The following is a 20,946-nucleotide window of genomic DNA, read 5'->3' on the forward strand; positions in this document are numbered from 1 at the left end:
TATTTAATTACATCTTTTGTGTCTTGGCATATCCTTGGAATTTTCTACCGATAATAGCCTTATTTATTGGTGGTTTTTCCATGGCTAATGCCAAAGCCTATTTTTTAATACTACTCATTATTTAATTAAAAGCAAAATATGCCAGCCATATTCTGAGCGATTTCTATCAAGAATCATCACATTTATCTAACTTTAATTTGACTTACACGTGTTCGCTGATACTCTAGCGCACAGCTGTTAGCTCAAAGTTAGGAATATGTTGTGAATCAAAACAAACCACCTATTATCTGGTTGAATACATTGATTTTTTCTTCCAGCCTTTTACTTACATTTATTGTAACACCTTGGTACGCCTACCATTTCGGATTGGGTTGGGAGCACTTGATCTGGGGTATCATTGCGTACAGTTTTACCAACTTATCCATTACGGCAGGCTACCATCGCCTCTGGAGCCATAAAACGTACGAAGCTCATTCGTTCCTCCGTTATATATTCGCTCTCGGTGGCGCATTTTCTCTGCAAAATAGCGCATTACACTGGTCTTCTGATCACCGAGTGCACCACAAACATGTCGATAATAATGACAAAGATCCTTACTCGGCTAAACGCGGATTCTGGTATTCCCACATTGGTTGGATGCTACGGGATTACAACAAGTCGAAAGAAAACGAATATACCAACTGTCGAGATTTGAAACGTGACAATGTCGTAATGTGGCAACACAAGTACTATGTACCTCTTGCGCTCGTAACTAATATTGGATTTCCGGTGGCGTTAGGCCTGATTTATGGGGATGTTTGGGGAATGTTGTTGATCGTTGGTGCGGTTCGTCTGTTTATGAGTCACCATACAACTTTCTTTATTAACTCGTTAGCCCATGTTTGGGGCAAGCAGACTTTCACCGATAAAAATACCGCGCGCGATAACGGGATCTTAGCCTTTTTCACTTTTGGTGAGGGTTACCATAATTTCCACCACATATTCGAAAACGATTACCGTAACGGTGTTTACTGGTGGCAATACGACCCTACCAAATGGTTGATAAAATCATGCTCGTGGTTGGGGCTAACATCAAAGTTACGTACCACCTCAACGTTCAGAATTGAGAAAGCGCGCGCAACACAATTGTTGAAAAAAACAAAAGAAAAGCTCGAATCAAAACCGAACACTCAAACTATGCTTGATCAACTTCAACAAGAGTTTGATTCTCTTGTCCATCATATGCAGGAATATTACGAAGCTCGAAAAGACCTTATTAGTCAAAAAACGGCTGACGTGGTCAAAAAGTACGAATATTCAGTTTGCAAGGCGAAGTATCAACAGATTAAAGCGGAGTTCGAAAAACAACAACGTAACTGGAATCTGATGGTTCGCCAATACGCTTAACGCTCGCAATAACGATAGCAATCCGGTCAAATTTTAGCTCCGACATCTCGGAGCTTTTCTTTTATTAAAATCCTCTCGAACCGAATCCACTTCAAAGCAAGTAAATTTAAGCGTTTTGTGCTCAGCCAAGGGTGTCACACCCAAAATCGCAACACTATTTTATACCATACTAACGATCACATTTAGCACGTATCTCCTAGTGAGTAAAATTTAAGCAAAATATTCTAACGTCTTTATTTATTAAATTATTATTTGTTCTAGATCATGCAAGTCCCAGTTACAACTCGTGCCACAGAGAAGAATTCTGTAAATTCGCTTTCATAAATTGAAACAGTTTTTTTCTTTTTTCCATATCATCTGGAGACCTCCCTCTATGTTAGAGCTCTTAATTGGCCTGGTAGTGACCATTGCTGTTGGCTACTTTATTGTTAAAGGCTACAAAGCTGCCGGCGTACTTTTAACCGCAGGTATTGGCTTGCTTCTAATGACTGGCGTTTTAGGCCACCAAGTTCTGCCATCAAGCATCACCTCAACAGGCAATATGGTGACGGACTCATTGGAATACGTTAAGTATATGCTTCAGTACCGTGGCGGCGGCCTTGGCATGCAGATTATGTTGTTGTGCGGTTTTGCGTCTTACATGACACATATCGGCGCGAACAACGTAGTGGTAAAACAGTTCTCTAAACCACTTTCTGTTATTAAGTCTCCTTATATCCTCTTGGTAGCCGCTTATATTGTAGCCTGCTTAATGTCTTTGGCCGTAAGCTCAGCGACGGGTTTGGGTGTGCTTTTGATGGCGACACTATTTCCGATGATGGTCGCGATGGGTATTTCACGCCCAGCGGCAGTTGCAGTGTGTGCTTCCCCAGCAGCAATCATACTTTCTCCAACCTCAGGAGATGTGGTAATCGCAGCCGAGAAATCAGGACTCGCTCTTGATGTCTTTGCCGTTCAAACGGTTTTACCTGTTTCTATTTGTGCCATCATCGTTATGGCTGTAGCGGCGTTTTTCTGGAACAAATATCTGGATAAGAAAGAAAATACGCCAATGGAAAAAATTGACGTCTCAGCGATCAAAGCGGATGCACCAGCGTTTTATGCCGCTCTTCCATTTCTGCCAATCATCGGTGTATTCCTGTTCAACGGTCGTACCATCCCTGGTTTAAGTCTCGATATTTACACCATCGTGGTTGGCTCTATTTTCCTAGGTGCGGTTATTCACTACGTAGTGAACAGATTTGATGGCAAAAAGTCTCTGGAAGATTTGGATGCGTGTTACGAAGGTATGGCTGACGCGTTCAAAGGCGTGGTGATGCTATTAGTTGCCGCTGGGGTATTTGCTCAAGGTCTGATGTCAATTGGCGCAATCGACAACCTGCTTCACCTTGCTGACCAAGCGGGCGCAGGCGGTATCGCACTAATGCTTATCTTAACTGGTTTAACCGTTGCTGCTGCCATCGCGACTGGCTCTGGTAATGCGCCGTTCTATGCGTTCGTTGAGCTTGCTCCATCTCTGGCTGCAAAAATGGGGCTAAACCCTGCATTCCTTATTATCCCAATGCTTCAAGCATCAAACTTGGGGCGTACAATTTCTCCAGTTTCTGGCGTGATTGTAGCCACATCTGGTATGGCAAAAATCAGTCCATTCGAGGTAGTTAAACGCACTTCTGTGCCTGTTCTCGCTGGATTAGCAACCGTCATTCTGGGAACAATGGTTCTGGTTCCGATGAGCGCATAAAGTGTTAGGCTAACGCGCTGTTTTCATTGATTAAAGACCCAACTAAATGTTGGGTCTTTTTTATTAGTCTCATCGTCCGCTTCCTCCTCTTTTTAACGCCTCCCTGCTCTTTTAAACCTCAAGGGCAATACGCAACACGTGATATATTTCGCGAATGTAAGACAGTATCTGCGCTAGAGTTTGCTTACTATCTCAACAATTTATATAAAAAATCTGACTCATTCGAAAAATGGAACTCATAATGACTGCACTGATTGTATTTATTGTTATTGTTCTCCTAATCGCTGCGTATGCGATCAGCATCTACAACAAGCTCGTCACTCTGCGAAATCGCTTCAAAAACAGCTTTGCTCAAATCGAAGTTCAACTGAAACGACGATACGACCTGATTCCAAATTTAGTCAACACAGCAAAAGGCTATATGGAGCATGAGAAAGAGACATTTGAGAGAGTAATTCAGGCCCGAAACCAAGCGATATCGGGCCTGAAGGCGGCAAGCGAAGCACCGGATAGCGAGACAGCGATTAGCCTGTTAGGCCAGGCTGAAGGTATGTTGCAAAATGCATTAGGTAAACTGAATGTCGTTGTCGAAGCTTATCCAGAGCTCAAAGCCAATGAAACAATCAATCAACTTCAAGAAGAGCTAACCAGTACCGAAAACAAAGTTGCATTTGCACGTCAGGCTTTTAATGACTCAGTAACAAGTTACAACACTTACAAGCAAACCTTCCCGCCCGTCATTTTTGCCAACATGCTTGGATTCCAGGATGGTAAATTGCTTGAATTTGCAGACAGTGAAGCCATCCAAGAAGCGCCGAAGGTTGAATTCTAATGGATTTTTTTCACCATCAAGATACTGCGCGTCAGCGAACTGGACTTTTGGTGATACTGTTCGCGTTAGCCGTTTTCTCTATCACTGGTCTGGTTAGTATTGTATCTATTGGTATCTATTTTGGCGTTACGGGTCAGCCATTTGATACACAAGAGATCATAAACTACAGTTTGTTGAGCTTTGTTGGCGTCGTCGTCATTGTCTCAATTAGCTCATTGATTCGACTTACCGAACTGAGCTCCAATGGCGGACGCGGAGTGGCCGAGAGTATTGGCGGTAAACTGATTTCTCCGGATACATTCGACGCGAAACACAGGCAATTACTCAATGTTGTTGAAGAAATGGCGATTGCGTCAGGGATTCCTGTTCCTCCGGTCTACGTGATGACGGAAGAACGTGGGATCAACGCATTTGCTGCAGGAATGAGCATCGATGACGCTGTGATTGGCGTGACACAAGGCGCACTAGAAAGCTTTAGTCGAGATGAGCTCCAAGGCGTCATTGCCCATGAATTCAGTCATATTCTGAATGGCGATATGCGCTTAAACACCCGACTGATCGGCGCCTTATTCGGCATTACCTGTATCGCTCATTTTGGTCATTTAGTGTTAAATAATTCACGTCACAGGACTCGTGGGCTAACTCGTAGCAACTCTGATTCCAGCAAAGGTTACGCCGTCATTCTACTGATAGCGATTGCCTGCTTAGTGCTGGGATGGTTGGGAACTCTGTTTGGATCCATGATAAAGGCCGCCATTTCACGTCAGCGTGAGTTCTTAGCCGACGCGAGTGCGGTTCAATTTACTCGCAACGATCAGGGGATTGCTGGTGCACTCAAGAAAATAGGCCGTCATTTCCACGGTTCCACACTGGATACAGCGGCATGCGACGATATGAGCCATATGATGTTTGGGCAAAGCAAGCTCTCAGGCTTTTCTGGTTGGTTTGCCACTCACCCTCCTCTTGATGAAAGAATTCGCCGTATTGAGCCAAACTGGGATGGAAGTTATGCCGAGCAAACCGAAAATAGCCGTTCGTTTTTTGGCAGCGAGCAAGTAAGCGGATTTGCTGAAAGTGCAAGCTTAACGACCAATGAATCAGACACGATGCCGACACAATTGAGTGGCACCGGTCAACAATTGATCAAGCAACTACCTGCAGAACTGGTTGATCTTGCCAGAGAACCCTACAGCGCACGTTTCATTGCTCTCCTCATCATCTTCGATGGCAGTAATATTCAACGAGAGATGATAAAAAATCACCTACCTCCCTCTACTCAAGCTTCTGCGATCCCCTGGCTGGATTACGACCTCCCGCTGCATCTCCGCTTTCCGCTGCTTGAACTAGCAATACCGGCACTCAAATCCCTCAGCGAAGGACAGAGAAATCGACTTTGTGAGGTACTACGCGAATTTTCTCAAACTGATGATCACTACTCTCTCGCAGAGTGGTGCGTTATTAACTTAGTAGAGAAGCAATTGCTTGTTTCTTTTACACAAATAAAACAGCAGAAGTCATTAAAGCAACTCAAACAAAGTGTGCTGTGGTTACTCCGGGAACTAGCATGGGTAAGCCACCATCAGTCAGAAAGGGCGCAAAATGCCTTTAACTCTGCCCTTACTTCACTGGGCTTTCCAGAACAGGAGTTAGAACGAGCCAATAATGACTGGCGTTTGAGCCGAGCAGCGTTAGAACTGCTACTACAGTTAAAACCGAAAGAAAGAGCGATATTTGTGAAAGCATGTCGACTCGTGATCGAATCTGATGGTGAAATTTCGGTAGCAGAAGGAGAGCTTTACCGTGTGATAGCGTGCTTCCTTGAAGTACCAGTAGCGCCAATGACCGTGTCCGTTGTGTGACAATCTCACTTTTATCAACTAAAACGCCAGCAATAAAATCGCTGGCGTTTGCATATCTCTCGGTTTAACTATGCCGCTTTTAAGCGCTCAGGAACTTGAGTAATGCTTTGACGATAACTAAACCACAAATAAGTCACTGCCAAAGAGAAGAACAAGTAAGACAGAGTAAATACAATTGGAGAAGTTATAAGCTCCGCAGACATTCCCCACATAACACCTGTAACTGTGATTGCCAATTTAGACAACATGCCACAAATCAACAGGAACAACGCAAGTTGCGGAAAACGAGAGCTACGAAATGCGAAAAAGTAGCAACTACCTACCGCTAAAGAAGCGATTGATAGACCCAACATAAATGAATGGAAATGCTCTGCCGATGCCACACCTGCAGAAACAGAAGCGATAAGCACTAGGAACAGTTTCATAAGTTACCTCACAATAAATCGAAAAAAGCATCCCTTCATAAATGAAAACTCACTTTTCACTATATTTTGCTTATCTCAAACACCAATTACAAGTGCGTTTTTTGTTCATTTTATTTCATAAACCACCCGTCAATTGACTGTATTACAAAAGGTTAACAACTTAAATTTTATAAAACCTTTATATCCAATACTTAGGCATTAAAACTCTTATTTAGATGCATTTTGTCACACGAAGTTAACAATTAAACGTTTCGTAACTTTTATCTAAAAATGTGAACTAACGACGAACGCGCAATCAGTTCGCAAAAATTGTTATATAAATCGGGGATAGACACATAACTCCACACTTTCAAATTAACATCTTGTTTACACAAATAAACTCAGTGTAAAAATGGTTCTATTCATTCAAATTGTTTTTAATCTAAACGTTAAAAAAGAGATTCCAATCACATCTTTATTGGTTATAATCCGCGCTCATTGCGTTATACGTTGAAAAACGCAAACTTATTTTGATGAAAAGAACTTTTAAACCCCCACCTCTTTGATATTGGGCTATCGACCTATTTTTTGTTCAACAGCAAAAGGATGACAGGCTCCCACCAAGAGGTATAACCGAGAAAAAATATGAGCAAGATTGATAAAGCATTGCGCATCCTGCTGGCAGGCTTTTGCATTAACCTTTGTCTTGGCATCCTGTATGCTTGGAGTGTATTTAACAAGGCATTGGTAACAGAATCCGGCTGGACTGCTGCTGAGGCCTCCGCACCTTACGCAACTGCAACCATCACTTTCTCTATTTGTCTTCTTGTTGCAGGCATCCTACAAGATCGTATGGGGCCTCGTTTGATCCTTATTCTTGGTACTGTACTGACTGGTCTGGGGATGATTGCATCTGGCTTTGTTAACTCACCACTGATGCTGAACATCACCTTTGGTGTAATTACAGGTGCAGGTATCGGTTTTGGTTACGCATGTTTGTCACCTTCTGCAATGAAGTGGTTCCATGCCTCTAAGAAAGGTATGGTAAACGGTATTATCGCAGCAGGATTTGGCTTAGCGGCTATCTATCTAGCGCCTGTTACGGCTGCATTGATCGAAAACATGGGCATTCAAACCAGCTTTATGGTTCTTGGTGTGGGTATCCTGGCAATTGCGGTTCCACTAGCAGCAACAATTAATAACCCACCAGCTGATTACACGCCTGCGGAGCCTAAGTTGAAACAAGGCCAAGCTCCTAAAGCGCTCAAAAAGTCTGACGATCTTACCTGGAAAGCAATGCTGAAAACGCCTCAGTTTTACTCACTATGGATCATGTACGCGTTCGCAGCTTCTGTCGGTCTGATGATCATCGGTAACATCACGACAATAGCAAGTGTCCAAGCTAACCTGCCAAACGCGGTGTATCTGGCTTCTATTCTTGCGGTATTCAATTCTGGCGGCCGTGTCGTTGCTGGCATGCTGGCCGATAAAATTGGTGGTGTTCGCACTCTTCTACTTGCATTTGTTCTGCAAGGTATCAACATGGTGTTGTTTGCCACATTTGACTCAGAATTCACACTCATCATTGGTACGGCTATCGCAGCGGTCGGTTACGGCACGCTTCTGGCGGTGTTCCCGACTCTGACCGCAGAGTTCTATGGTCTGAAAAACTACGGTACAAACTACGGTGTACTTTACACCGCATGGGGTATTGGTGGTGCGATTGGTGCTGCGGTCGTTGGCTACTCAATGAGCAATGGCGAAGGTTACACACTGGCTTATACAATTTCATCAGTAATGATGGCGGTATGTATCGTATTAGCATTCATCACTAAGCCACTAGCTGAAGCAAAAGTCGCGCAGCTGAAAAACGCATAATTGTGAATTGATTTGATGATGAAAAGGCTTAACCTGTGGGTTAGGCCTTTTTACTATAAACCCTTTCTCATTATGCAAACACCTGTCGAACTCACATCGGATTACTATCTGGAGAATTTCTTCAAGCTCCTCCAGCATGCAACGCTTTGGTATAGCGATTTACTCTTAGAAGAAGAACACAAATGGATTTGTACGTTTCAAACGCTTAGTCGACCAGCTCAATGCCTTTTGGTGCGCTTGTACAGCCGTAAAGGATGCTGGTTTCGCAGTGATAAGCTCAATTATCCGGAAATCCCTTCGATTGACGAAGCGCTGTCGGAACTGAATCAATCTGATCTTATCGAGCTATCACCAACGATTACCCACCAAGAGCTGGCGGCGAGTATCCTGACCAAGCCAGAAATTCTATCGCTTTATCCTCAACTGCCTAAAGCATTAAGAAAAGATAATCTCGTTGAGTGTCTGAGCAACACTGAGTTCGATCAATTTGATTTGCTTGAATTTACAGTCATCAGGCTTAACTCAGCGCATATGATTGATGTACTCCTCACCTTGTTCTTCGCCAATACTCATCAGGATTTGAGCCAATTTGTACTGGATGATCTGGGTTTGCATCAGTTCGAAAAGTATCAATTAAGCACAGCGCTCCGGTTCTTCGAATCGCGCGCACAAATTGACCGCTTGATTGAACTCAGCCAACTCGCCAATCTTTACTGGCAGTTTGACCGGAAAGAAAAAGCCAATCTCGACCAACTCATTGAAGCAATGCCTGTTCCAGTTAAACATGACTACGTGGATAGAAAACGCGAACACATGCTGAATGACATCGCGCGCGATTACGAACGTATTAATGAACTAGAAACCGCGCTCGCGATTTTCGAACAAACTCACCTCCCACCAAGCAGGGAACGCCGCGCGCGCATCTATGATAAGTTGGACAACGACATCTTGTTGCGTGACATTGTCACTGACATGCTAGCATCACCTAGCGATGTATCCGAATGGGAAGTGGCACAAAAACTGGAACAGCGTTTAAAACGTAAACTTGGCCAAAAAGTGTCAAGGGCTTCGAAGCCAAAATGCAAGGAATATCGAGTAGAGTTAGACTTATCCCAACAACGAGTCGAACTGACCACCAAAGCATATTTCGAACACTTGGGCTGGCAAGTGTTTTATGCGGAAAACGCTCTACTCAATGCTCTGTTCGGTCTGACCTTTTGGGAGGCTATTTTCGCGCCAATTGAAGGAGCTTTCATCAATGCCTACCAACATCGACCACTCGATTTGTACCACAGTGATTTTGCACCTAAGCGGGAAAAGTTTGTCACATCGGCATTAACAGAACTCGCTGCTGGAAACACAAGTGCTCTACTTGAAAAGTACGATACCAAGTTGGGCATCAGTAATCCCTTTGTACATTGGGGTGTTGTGAGTAAAGAGTTAATTCAGTACGCACTCAGCACCATTCCTACTTCGATGCTAATAGAACTGCTCAAGGTGCAACTGAGCGATCTCAAGCTATACCGTAATGGCATGCCAGATTTGATTGCGTTTAAGGGTGAGCAATTTGAATGGATTGAAGTGAAAGGCCCTGGTGATAAGTTACAGGATAACCAATGGCGCTGGATTAAAGAATTTAATCGCTTAAATATACCTTTTGCGGTCTGTTACGTGGCCGCTAATCCAGACGTATAACTCAGATAAGCAAGGTTTTTAAGCAGATGTTTCAATACAAGGGCAATCATTTGGTAACACAAGCTTTATGCTTTTTGATAATACTTCGAAACGCACTTTGCGTGAGCGGTAAGGTTCACCATCTAAATTCAGCGGTAACGGGTTTGGAAAATCAATTTCCAACCAACTTGTACGAGTATGTTTTACAAACTCGCCATTAATACTCGGGTTATTAATCTCTTCGATTACTTTGGGTAAATCATGTGGCAAGAATGGACAAACCAGAGTTAAATCCATTAACCCGTCATCAATCATAGCGCTGGGTGCTAACGACTGACCTCCACCAGCCAAGCGTCCGTTACAGAACGCACCGAGTAAAATTCCACCTTCATAACTCCCATCGTCTACTGTGATAGTTCCATCATACGGTTTGAACCCCAGCGCTTTAACGACACCTGTCAATGTATATGCACCACCGCCTAAAAAGTTTTTCAATTCCACAGGGGTGTCAGCCGTAATTTCCGCACCGAATCCTGCCGTAGCAACATTGATAAAGCAGCGATCGTTAGCTTTAACACAATCGACCAAACATGGCTGCCCCTCAACAGCAAGCAGAAGTGAGTCATCAATCGAGCCTGGGATACGGTTTGCAGTGGCAAAATCGTTGGCGGTTCCAAGCGGAATGATCGCCAATTCGGGCCGTTGGTCTTCATCAATTTGCACCATTGCTGAGACGGCTTCATTGACAGTCCCATCACCACCCGCAACAACAAGACGAGTAATACCATCATTGACGGCTTCTTTAACCAAACGGACCATGTCTTGAGATTCCCAGGTAACTCGAACTTGCACATCGACTCCCTGCTCTCTCATATCCATAATTGCGTTTCTTAGCTCAGGGGTGCCCGCTTTTTTGCCGTTTAGTATTGCTCGTATTGTTTTCATATGAGTTCAATCCTATGTCTTGATGACATTCCCTATCTTGTTAATGTAGGGAATAACTTAATACCCGGGAACAACAGTTTAGCTAAATGACCTCAACGTACAGCAGATTATGGAGTTTGCTCGATTAAGATTTACCTAAATACGGGGTGAGAAACGCGCTCACTTCATCACCGCAAACACCGATTTCTACTTCCATACCCGCCTGCTTAAGGATATCGATACCACGACCACTGTTACGTGGATCAGGGTCGAGCATAGCCACCACAACTTTTTTGATTCCTGAGTTAACCAGCGTTACCGCACAAGCAGGAGTTCGTCCTACAAACGAACAAGGCTCAAGTGTCACATAAGCAGTAACATCCTCTAATGACCCTTTATATCCATTCAGCGCTTCCACTTCGGCATGATTACCTCCGATAGCTTGAGTGTGACCCTCGGAGACGATTTGATTGTCTTTAACTAAAACACAGCCTACTGGCGGATTGGGTTGGCACTCAGGAAGTGCATTACGCGAGATCTCCAACGCGCGGCGCATAAACTCTTGGCTCATGTAACATCGATTCTTTAATGAAAAACAAGGTGCTATAGTAGCGCCCAGCTTTATTCAATACCATCTCTTTGCTTAAACTTATCTAATTGAGGTAAAGCCTTAGGTATTGTTAGCTTGAATCGCTTTTTCTTGCTCTGTATTTCTCGCCACATGGATTTCATCAGACTCGCGTTCTGCTCACCTTGTTGTAACCGAACGGAGCGCTTCTGCCACGCCTCATCAACGTTAGCTTCTTTCATCTCAAGCTTGGCGGTATTCACTCTCAGCTGTTGATACAGTGCTGCCCGTGCCTCACCCCAACGTTTTGATTTAAGCAATCGATGAAAAGTCAGCCACGGAGGTGTGGGTCTGTTTCGGTAGTAACGCTTGATCGTAAAAAATAAAATGCCACTCATGAGAACGGCAGCAATCAAACCAAGCACCCATGCATAATAGGCTTTAATAAACGACTTTAACGTATGTTTTGCCTGAAAAGCTTTACCCTCAACCAGCACGCTTTCTAGCTGTTGCGTTTTGCTGTTCCACCACAGGAATTCAAGATCAGGAAAGTTTAACTCCCCGCCTTGTTGGATTACGTAGACGCTCTCTTCTGTGCGGGTCGATTGATAGTCACCTCGTGTTTGTGTATCCGAGAGTCGGTGAGGCTGCGCATAGGCTTGATAACGCGAGTTTGATTCGCCTTTTAGCAGATCAGGCAGTAACACCGACAAACTATCCTGCGCAGTTATGGTTATTTTTCGTGTGACCGCATCTCCAACTTTTAGCGATTCCGAGGAACTTTCCCACTCTTGTTTTACGTCGACATTCGTTGCAGTAAACCAAGGCGTATTATCGCTCAGCAAACCCGATGGTAACGAAGCTGAGAACTTAATAGGTTGAGTGTAAAGGGTTCCTGAAACGTTGTTTCCATCAGGTGATGAAACCTGAACACCCACCGCAACAGGAGGGATTACAAAATCGCCCGATGTTTGTGGGTATAAGGTGACTTCCCAACGTTGACGCGACCAGGTTTGGCCACCTTTTCGTTCGGTGAAATTAGTTGCCAGTTGATTGCGCTGCTTGGTAATCACATCGGGGATTTCTATCGTGCCGATTCGGGTGCCACCGGTAAACCAGCGTGGCGTCGCCACCTCAATGCTTAGGATAATTTGTTCGTTAACACTGAAGTTGGGTGGCGTACGATTTTCTTCATCACTGGTTGCTTTACCTACCCAGGCTTTAATCTCCACACTATTACTACGCTGCAAGTCAACAATGTCTTGTGCGAAAACCAAACCACTCATACAGAAACTTACCAGCATGATGACGACACGAGACAGACGAGCACACAGAATATGTTGAAATAGTGCTATCATTGCGTCACCTCTTCATTGCCACTAACGCGATCAACAACTGAGACACTGGCTGGCGGCGAGTTGAGTTGAATTTGAAACTTCGCACGCAAGAAGTCTTTTGGATCAGACTCCACGCGTTTTAACCACTTATCAGCGAGGTCTTGATTGCCCAGAATGTCAGCAGCACTCAGTGTCTCTTTGATCATCATTTCTTGAGACGTTTGCTCTTCCGCCCCTTCTGCTGTTTGAGGATTATCACCAAGCTCAGTCGACATCTCTTGTTCAGTCCCGGCCTGACTTTCACTCATCTGATTGATGTCCTCAACAATACCTCCGATGACTGCTAAATTGTGTTCAACATCAGGTCGCAATGTCTGACTTAGTGTTGGTTTACTCGCCAATGATTTTAGCAGGTCTCTCGCCGCCAGATATTCTCGTTCACGCGCCAGTGCACTCGCAGCATTGTATAAGCCGTAATCTCGTACCTCTTGTGAGGGGTCGTTTTGCATTTCTAAGAATGCACTGTGCGCCAACTCAAACTCGCTTGCGTAGTAATAGGCCGTACCTTTGCGTAGAGGGTCGGAGAAATGCTTTGCCGCATCCAAATACGCTTGTTTGTTGAACAACCGCTGTCCTTGTTGATCAGATGTCAGCCACAAGTCCCACCACCATTGAGCCGCTTTGTCAAACATTGTCACTTTTTGGACAACGACAGGCTCTACCGCTTTGCTTGATACGTTCTCAGCCCACACTTTAGTAGGCACAATCAGACTGCCTGAGACCATCGCGATTAAACACCATTGCACTAACCAGCCCTTTCGGAACCAGATCAGCATAATAAGAGCAATCGGAAATAGCAGTGCATAACCCATGTCTTTCCAAGGCATAGAAGATTCGCCATTGAGCTGCATGTTCCGTTCTATGTAGCGATTCAGCTGTTGAATGTCTGAGTCATCAACACTCACTTCCACCAGCCGTCCATCGGTTTTACTTGCAAGCGTTTGCAGCGAATCGAGATCCATCGGGTCATTAGTGACAATACCTGGATTACCCACTGCCAGTATCAACAACTGATAAGGTTGATTGGCAAAATAATCTTCATACTTGCTAATGGTGGTTGGGTTCACCCCATCCGTCACCAATAACACCGTCGAGCCTGCCAATCCCTGTAATTGCTGATCAATCAACGGCAGTACCTGCTCCGCGAGTTTACCTTTCACTGGCATAATTTCCGGATCAATGGCGGCGAGGAATGGATCGAAAACGGCACTGTCCTGTGTAACCGGCATCGCAACGTGTGCAGTTCCAGCAAACACCACCAACCCCGTACGCCCCCCTTGTCTTGTCGCGAGCAAATCACGAATTTTTTGTTTAGAGCGCTCTAAACGACTTGGTGGCAGATCTTTTTGTAACATCGAGTCACTGTTATCCAAAACCACCAGCATCGACGCTTTGTCTTCGCCGAAAGGTGATGCCTCACGTTGCCAGCTCGGTCCTGCGCAAATAATGATGGCGATGAAAACGTTGACCATGAGTAACTTCAGTGGCAACTGTTTGCGCCAGCCTCGTTCACCTATCGTCAGTACCTCACGCAAATGATCCGGCAGAATATCTTTCCAGCTTGGTTTGTTCTCTTCGTGCCAGCGCAACCAAACCAGAAAAAACATCGGGATCAGCGCCAATAGCCATAACGGGCGAATGAAATGAAACTGAGTAATAAACTGCGTTAAGCTAAGAGAATCAAACATCGCGCTCTCCTAACGAACCATCCCCGGTTGAGAAACGTGCTTTTGCTCTTCTTCTGAGTGTAGCCACGCTGAATGCGAGCAAATGCATCACCACCACCAAGACCATCAGGTAATGATGCAAACTTTGTTTAGGTCGATATGTCGTGCTTTCATACAATTCTGGCTCAAGCTTACTGATTTCTTGGTAAGCTGCCGATAATTCGTCTCGATTAAGCGCTTCAAATGCCTCGCCACCGGATTCTTCCGCAATTCTTTTGATCGTCTCCATATCAAGTGCCGTTTCACCAATGGTTTGCGGATCGCCCATCGCGATAACATGCACGCGAACACCTTTCGCTCTGGCCACTTTTGCCGCGTCTATTGGTTCAACGTAGCTGCCGGTGTCATTACCATCGGTCAATACAATCGCAACTTTTTCACGATTTGTGGCTTGCGTTAATTCACCACGCGTCTTGTCACTCTGCTCAAACACTTTAATTGCTAATCCAATTGCATCGCCAAGGTGGGTACTTTGCCCTGCCATCGCGACATCGGTTTGATTAAGCAGTTCTAGCCACACGCTTTGATCGGCGGTAAATGGCGTTTGCACAAAGGCTGCATCACCAAACAGCACCAAACCGAGTCGATCGCCTTTACGAGATTGGACAAAGTCCATCAACACTTCTTTGGCAGCATCCAGTCGTGAAATTTTCTCGCCAGTACGAGAAGTAAAATCTGGCTCGGCCATTGAACCAGAAAGATCAACGACGACCATCACATCTCTGCCGAGGCTTTCACGAACTTGAGGCTGACCCAAAACAGTGGGTTTTGCTATCGCGCAGACAATCAGTATCCACGAGAGGATTAATGTCGCGCGCTGCCACCAACTTGGGGTTAGCTGGCTTGCACCTTCTGACGGCGTTTCGCCAATGGCTTCTACTAGTTGACTAAAGAATGGGACCTTTATTGCCGTTTGCTTGGTACGATAAGCGGGAACTAGGTAATAGATCACCAGTGGCAAGGGTAAAATAACCAGCCATAAAGGGTACCCAAATTCAAAGCCAGGCAGCCCCATCGAAGAGAAAAGATCATTCATCCTGACCTCCTTGCTTCAGAGCTGTTCTTGCCGTTGACATATTTAAACGAACCACTGACGAATGCTCTTTAACCCAACGGCTTGCTTTCTCGATCAAAAGCACACGCTGCTCATGCGTTAGCTCAATGTTTGGGTTAATAATACTCTTCAGCCATAATGCAGAGGTTTCATCACTGAAAGCTTGTTTTTTCGGGTCAAGTTCATCGAGTTTACGAAGAAAAGCAGCATCAAACAGTTTGCCATTCCGACTGTCTATATGAATTAAAACAATTTTTAAAATCGAAAATAGCGTTTTAGGCATCTCACTATCGCTTGGATCAATGAGAGTAATCACGTCCAACGCTTCTTTACGATATCGATTCATCCACCAATTGCTCAAAAGGCGGAAAGCGAGATAAATCAGAACCAGCAATATCACGGCAGCCAGAATTTTCCAGCCAACAGTTTGCGGATACCAATCGACGCTGGGCGGTACCGTCACATCATGTAACTCACTCAAAATGTAAGAACCCGGCGGCTTAGGCAAATCACTCATTTAACGCCCTCCTACCAGCTTCTGAAACTCTTTGACATGTGCACCAGTTGTGTCCAGCTCAATGTAAGGCAAATGTTTAATCGCCATCAGTTGTGCTAAAGATTGACGCTGTATGTCCGTTTTCGCTTCCAGTTTCGCGCTTGCAGCTTCGACTTTTGCTTTGCTGTCCAAATTGAGTTGATATTGACCGTCACCAACCACCCATTTTGATTGTGCTAAATCATCTGGGAGTGTTTGTTCGAGAGGATCACCGACCATCACGGCAAGAATGTCGTTGTGCTGTTGAAGCTGCTTTAGGTGATCGAGATGATGCTCCTGACAGTCACTCCAATCGCTAATAAAAATCACAGTGGATTGCTTTAGCTTCATTCGTTTGATCAGCTCAATCCAACGACTAAAGGTCACTTTCCCGGAGTTGATGGAATCAACATTGAGAGATTGGTTTGCGCGCGATAAGTGTTTAAGCTGCGTAAGAAGGTCGTTTTGCGAACGCTGAGGTTTTGTATGAAACAAGGCTTGGTGAGAAGCAATGACAAAGCCAACTCTGTCGCCATCTTTTAATACCCGCCAACCACACATTGCTGCGACTTCCGCTGCAACCACGGACTTCATCACCTGTGTGGAAGCAAAAAACATCGCACTGCGTTGATCAACACAGATGATAACATTACGATCTTTTTCTTCGGTATAACTGCGCACATGAGGTTTGCCAGTGCGCATTGTCACCTTCCAATCCAGATTACGGATATCATCACCTAACTGGTAATGCCGCAACTCTTCAAAGTTGAGACCGCGACCACGAAAAAGAGAATTGTGTCGCCCAGAAAGCACACTGCCTGCTTTTAAATGAGGAAGTAAGCTAAAGGACTCTGCTTGCGCTTGTAACCGCACAAGCCGGGCATAATCACAATATAAACGAGGATCTATGCCCTGAAATTTGGGTGCATGGGTCGGCTTTGCCATAATGCCTCCCTCTTACCCAATCTCAACGTAGTCTAGTAATTCCTGAATAACACGTTGATGATCGACACCATCTGCTAGAGCATCGTAAGTTAATGAGAATCGGTGCCCTAATACGGAGGGGACCATAGCGCGAACGTCATCAGGTGTGACATGGTCACGGCCTTGAAGCCATGCATAAGCGCGAGCACATTTATCCAGTGCAATCGAAGCACGCGGACTTGAGCCAATTTCAATCCATTTCGCTAATTGCGAGTCGGCATAGCGCTCTGGCTTACGAGTCGCCATCACCAACGCAACGATGTAATCTTCGACCAAATCCGAGACCGCAACATCGGGCAATTGGCGACGTGCTTCTAATACTAACTCAGGTTCAATATGTTGTGGCGTAACCAGTTGAGAGCTTGTTTCTGCCCCCAGCTCTTCACTGCGCACCAAGCGAATAATTTCACGCTCTGCAGCGTCTTCCGGGTAATCCACGGTCACCTTCATGATAAAGCGGTCCATCTGCGCTTCAGGCAGAGGGTAAGTCCCTTCTTGCTCAATCGGGTTTTGAGTTGCCAGCACCATAAATAGATCCGGTAAGACATGCGTTTTATCGCCCACAGTGATTGTACCTTCAGCCATGGCTTCCAGCAGCGCGGCCTGCACTTTGGCGGGAGCACGGTTTACCTCATCCGCCAGAACAATGCTATTAAAAATGGGGCCAGGCTGAAAATGCAGCTGCGGCTTGCCATCTAGTTCCTGGTAGACCTCTGTGCCCGTCACGTCTGAGGGGAGAAGGTCTGGCGTAAACTGAATACGACCAAAACTGGTGTTTAAAAGGTTGGCCAATGATTTCACAGAGCGTGTTTTTGCGGTTCCCGGTAAACCTTCCAACAGAACATGCCCATTAGTCAGTAAACCAATCACCAAGGCCTGTACCACATGGCTTTGACCAATAACGCTTTGTTCGGTCTGTTCAATCAGTTTATTGATCGCTTGCTGCGCGTTGTTCATTGTTGTCCCTTACTTAGAATTCTGTTGTTGTAAAATCTGAGATAAACCCACCAGCATCGGAAGCGTGTCATCAAAGAAACGGCGAATGCCAGAGCAAAGGTAATTCAGCCCTTCTTCACCATCAGGGGTCTTGATCAGACGATTTTTCGGGCATTCACCCCAACAATATTTAAGATAAGGACACTTCTTACAGTAATCCGGTAAAGAATCACGTTTTGCCATGCCAAAGCTAAACTGACGAGTCGAGAACGCCATTTCGTTCAATGAGTGCTCGTGAATATTTGAGAGCTTGTATTCTGGATATACGTAATGGTCACAGCTATACACATCACCATTGTGTTCGATTGCCAGCCCTTTGCCACAAAACTCTGAGGTAATACAAAGTTGTGCCGGTTTACCCATAACTTGAGCCACTGCCGTTTCAAACAGGTTCACCAACACGCGGCCTAAATCGTTATTGACCCATTCGACAAACATATCGCTTAAGAATTTACCCCAGTCATCAGGGTCAACCGACCAGTCCGTTACCACCGACATTGGGTGCCCCGGTTTAGCCAGTTCGCTCCCCATGACTGGGATCATCTGTTCGTTCCAGAACTGAGGCGCGGTAGTGTGGAAATCATTCGCTTCAACCACGGGCGCAAGCTGAATGTAGGTCACTCCCAATTCTCGGGTAAGAAAGCGGTAAATCTCCAGAGGGTACTTAACGTTGTAGCGGTTCACCGTCACCAATGCATTGAAACGCACCCCATGATGCTGAAGTTTTTCTACCGCCTTCATAACCAGATGAAACGTCGGTTTACCACTGCGGGTTTTGCGATATTTATCGTGCAGCTCTTCTGGGCCATCGATAGATAAACCGACCAGGAAGTTATTCGCTAATAAAAACTCACACCACTCATCGTTAAGCAGAATACCATTGGTTTGTAAGTCGTTTTCGATACGAGTGCCGCTAGGTTTGTATTTTTTCTGTAGCTCAACCACTTTACGGAAGTAATCTAAGCCAAGCAGTGTTGGCTCGCCGCCCTGCCATGAAAATACGATTTCTTCGCCATCTTGACTCTCAATATAACTCTTAACAAACGCTTCTAATGTTTCATCATCCATCTTGGGTTGTTTTGGTTGATGAAGAAGGTTTTCTTTGTGTAAGTAAAAGCAATATTGGCAGTCAATGTTGCACTTTGCGCCGCCGGGTTTCGCCATCACATGAAAGCGGCGTTCATTTCCCTGCTCGGATTTGAAAGCAGTTTTCATCGGAACAAGTGGCATAGCCGTAGAATGACGTGGTGAAGTTTTGCTCATGCAGCCTCTCTTTTGAATGTTGGCTTTTCTACTTTCTTTTTTAAGTATGGCGCTCCTAAGAGCGCCATTCATTTTTATTCTAGTCTTAGCTTAAGTGCAAGGTTACTTTGGAACAAATGAACCTGCTTCCATACGTGGTGGGAACTCTTTAAAGGTGCCCATTACCTCTTGCACTTTGTCCATCGCTGGCATCAGCATGTACTCTCGTTCGTACATCCAAGTGTGGTAACCGATACCTGTATCACCACGTTCAAATGGGTCAATACTTAGGTCGAAGATCAACGGTACACGTAGCTTAGTGAACGGTTTCATCCAAAGTTCGAGGCCTGTTTCTTGCTCTTGAATCATGAAGTGGTACTTAAATCGACCATCACGTAAAGCGAGCAAGTCGCCGTCGTCACTCCAGTAAACAAACTCATTACGAGCTGATTCTTTTGCTTTACCAGTTAGGTAAGGCAGTTGGTTGTAACCGTCAATATGAACTTTGTAGTTCATATCACCAACTTTCTTCCCTTTAAGCAACTCTTCTGTCACTTTATCGTTACCTGCTGCCGCAACCAGTGTCGGGAAGAAGTCTTCTAGAGACATAATGCCGTTAAACGTCTTACCGGCTTCAATTTGACCAGGCCACTTAATCAGCATAGGGACACGGAAACCACCTTCCCAGCCAGTGTTTTTCTCTGAGCGGAATGGCGTCATACCGGCATCTGGCCACAAGTTGATCATTGGACCGTTATCTGTGGTGTAAACGATGATGGTGTTGTCATCCACGCCTAGTTCTTTAATCTTGTTCAGCAACTGGCCGATTTCATCGTCGTGCTGCTTCACACCATCAGCGTAGAAACCTGCGCCCGTTTTGCCCTGATATTCTTCTGGTACGTGAGTAAAGTTGTGCATACGAGTTGCGTTGAACCAAGTAAAGAATGGTTTGTCCGCTTTTACTTGTTTCTCAATGAAGCTCTCTGCCGCATCTAGGAATTCACCATCGACGGTTTCCATTCGTTTCCGAGTCAGAGGACCAGTGTCTTCAATCTTACCATCAGCATAAGAGTGAATTACGCCACGAGGGCCGAACTTTTTCTTGAACTCTGGATCTTTAGGGTAATCAACATTCTCTGGCTCTTCTTCCGCATTTAAGTGGTAGAGGTTGCCAAAGAACTCATCGAAACCATGGTTTGTTGGCAAGTGCTCGTCTCGGTCACCTAAATGGTTTTTGCCAAACTGACCAGTTGCGTAGCCGAGATCCTTAAGCATGGTCGCGATTGTAGGATCTTCTTTAGAAATACCTTCAGCCGCACCAGGTAAGCCTACTTTTGTCAAACCTGTACGTTTTGGCATTTGACCCGTAATAAATGCCGAACGCCCTGCCGTTGAACTCTGCTGAGCGTAGAAGTTAGTAAACTTCGCACCTTCTTGAGCAATCGTGTCAATATTCGGTGTGTTGTAAGCCATCATCCCTTGGTTATAGGTACTAAGGTTCCAGTAACCAACGTCATCACCAAAGATAACAAGAATGTTCGGTTTGTCAGCTGCGTATGCGGTTGCAGAAGCAGCACCTAGCGCTAAAGTACATGCGTTAAGTACGAGTTTTTTACTGCTCGTTTTGGTCGCATTTTTCATATTTTCTCCAAAATTTCGCTGATGCATTAAATGGTATTCGCATTCCAATACCATTACTGTTATAAGATAAAGCACTAATTTCTGACGATAAATGCAGTTTGAAT

General features: G+C 45.0%; 17 protein-coding genes. 6 read left to right on the plus strand and 11 right to left on the minus strand.

The window, feature by feature from the left end:
• The first annotated feature begins 261 nt into the window (after positions 1-261).
• From ACWYU8_RS06415 to ACWYU8_RS06430, 4 genes are all read left to right on the plus strand, one after another.
• On the plus strand, positions 262-1,386 hold the full coding sequence (locus tag ACWYU8_RS06415; protein ID WP_457518148.1) for an acyl-CoA desaturase: 1,125 nt from the start codon (positions 262-264) through the stop codon (positions 1,384-1,386).
• Between the two features lie 373 nt (positions 1,387-1,759).
• Positions 1,760-3,127 (plus strand): anaerobic C4-dicarboxylate transporter DcuC, encoded by a 1,368-nt coding sequence (gene dcuC / locus ACWYU8_RS06420; RefSeq protein WP_457518150.1) that lies wholly within the window; start codon positions 1,760-1,762, stop codon positions 3,125-3,127.
• A gap of 241 nt (positions 3,128-3,368) precedes the next feature.
• A complete protein-coding gene (locus ACWYU8_RS06425) occupies positions 3,369-3,959 on the plus strand; it encodes a LemA family protein (protein ID WP_457518152.1) in 591 nt (196 codons plus the stop codon).
• The gene (locus ACWYU8_RS06430; protein ID WP_457518153.1) at positions 3,959-5,818 is read left to right on the plus strand and encodes a M48 family metallopeptidase; all 1,860 of its coding nucleotides are present in this window, start codon (positions 3,959-3,961) and stop codon (positions 5,816-5,818) included. The genes ACWYU8_RS06425 and ACWYU8_RS06430 overlap by 1 nt, the downstream gene beginning before the upstream one ends.
• Before the next feature lie 68 nt (positions 5,819-5,886).
• On the opposite strand, the gene ACWYU8_RS06435 is transcribed toward ACWYU8_RS06430, so the two are convergent.
• Positions 5,887-6,243: an NADH:ubiquinone oxidoreductase gene (locus ACWYU8_RS06435; RefSeq protein WP_457518155.1), complete on the minus strand. Its 357-nt coding sequence runs from the start codon at positions 6,241-6,243 to the stop codon at positions 5,887-5,889.
• A 624-nt stretch (positions 6,244-6,867) separates the two neighbouring features.
• On the opposite strand from ACWYU8_RS06435, the gene ACWYU8_RS06440 reads away from it, so the two are divergent.
• Entirely contained in the window at positions 6,868-8,100 is a 1,233-nt protein-coding gene (locus ACWYU8_RS06440) for an L-lactate MFS transporter (protein WP_457518156.1), read from the plus strand.
• A 72-nt stretch (positions 8,101-8,172) separates the two neighbouring features.
• A complete protein-coding gene (locus ACWYU8_RS06445; protein WP_457518158.1) occupies positions 8,173-9,795 on the plus strand; it encodes a VRR-NUC domain-containing protein in 1,623 nt (540 codons plus the stop codon).
• A gap of 18 nt (positions 9,796-9,813) precedes the next feature.
• Here the strand turns inward: ACWYU8_RS06445 and yegS are convergent, their stop codons facing one another.
• From yegS to ACWYU8_RS06495, 10 genes are all read right to left on the minus strand, one after another.
• Positions 9,814-10,719 (minus strand): lipid kinase YegS, encoded by a 906-nt coding sequence (yegS, locus tag ACWYU8_RS06450; protein ID WP_457518160.1) that lies wholly within the window; start codon positions 10,717-10,719, stop codon positions 9,814-9,816.
• 124 nt (positions 10,720-10,843) lie between these two features.
• Positions 10,844-11,269, minus strand: coding sequence for a bifunctional diaminohydroxyphosphoribosylaminopyrimidine deaminase/5-amino-6-(5-phosphoribosylamino)uracil reductase RibD (locus ACWYU8_RS06455; RefSeq protein ID WP_457518162.1), 426 nt, complete (start codon positions 11,267-11,269; stop codon positions 10,844-10,846).
• Between the two features lie 50 nt (positions 11,270-11,319).
• Positions 11,320-12,570: a BatD family protein gene (locus tag ACWYU8_RS06460; protein WP_457518628.1), complete on the minus strand. Its 1,251-nt coding sequence runs from the start codon at positions 12,568-12,570 to the stop codon at positions 11,320-11,322.
• A 50-nt stretch (positions 12,571-12,620) separates the two neighbouring features.
• Positions 12,621-14,351 (minus strand): VWA domain-containing protein, encoded by a 1,731-nt coding sequence (locus ACWYU8_RS06465; protein ID WP_457518163.1) that lies wholly within the window; start codon positions 14,349-14,351, stop codon positions 12,621-12,623.
• Positions 14,344-15,426 (minus strand): vWA domain-containing protein, encoded by a 1,083-nt coding sequence (locus ACWYU8_RS06470; protein ID WP_457518165.1) that lies wholly within the window; start codon positions 15,424-15,426, stop codon positions 14,344-14,346. The genes ACWYU8_RS06465 and ACWYU8_RS06470 overlap by 8 nt, the downstream gene beginning before the upstream one ends.
• The gene (locus tag ACWYU8_RS06475) at positions 15,419-15,961 is read right to left on the minus strand and encodes a DUF4381 domain-containing protein (RefSeq protein ID WP_457518167.1); all 543 of its coding nucleotides are present in this window, start codon (positions 15,959-15,961) and stop codon (positions 15,419-15,421) included. Before ACWYU8_RS06475 ends, ACWYU8_RS06470 begins: the two co-directional genes overlap by 8 nt.
• Positions 15,962-16,924, minus strand: a complete 963-nt coding sequence (locus tag ACWYU8_RS06480; RefSeq protein WP_457518169.1) for a DUF58 domain-containing protein — start codon at positions 16,922-16,924, stop codon at positions 15,962-15,964.
• Positions 16,925-16,936: 12 nt separating this feature from the next.
• The gene (locus tag ACWYU8_RS06485; RefSeq protein WP_457518171.1) at positions 16,937-17,920 is read right to left on the minus strand and encodes an AAA family ATPase; all 984 of its coding nucleotides are present in this window, start codon (positions 17,918-17,920) and stop codon (positions 16,937-16,939) included.
• 9 nt (positions 17,921-17,929) lie between these two features.
• Positions 17,930-19,222, minus strand: a complete 1,293-nt coding sequence (locus ACWYU8_RS06490) for an anaerobic sulfatase maturase (RefSeq protein WP_457518173.1) — start codon at positions 19,220-19,222, stop codon at positions 17,930-17,932.
• A gap of 102 nt (positions 19,223-19,324) precedes the next feature.
• Positions 19,325-20,842, minus strand: coding sequence for an arylsulfatase (locus ACWYU8_RS06495; RefSeq protein ID WP_457518174.1), 1,518 nt, complete (start codon positions 20,840-20,842; stop codon positions 19,325-19,327).
• Positions 20,843-20,946 lie beyond the last annotated feature (104 nt).

This window comes from Vibrio limimangrovi (genome assembly GCF_054064025.1).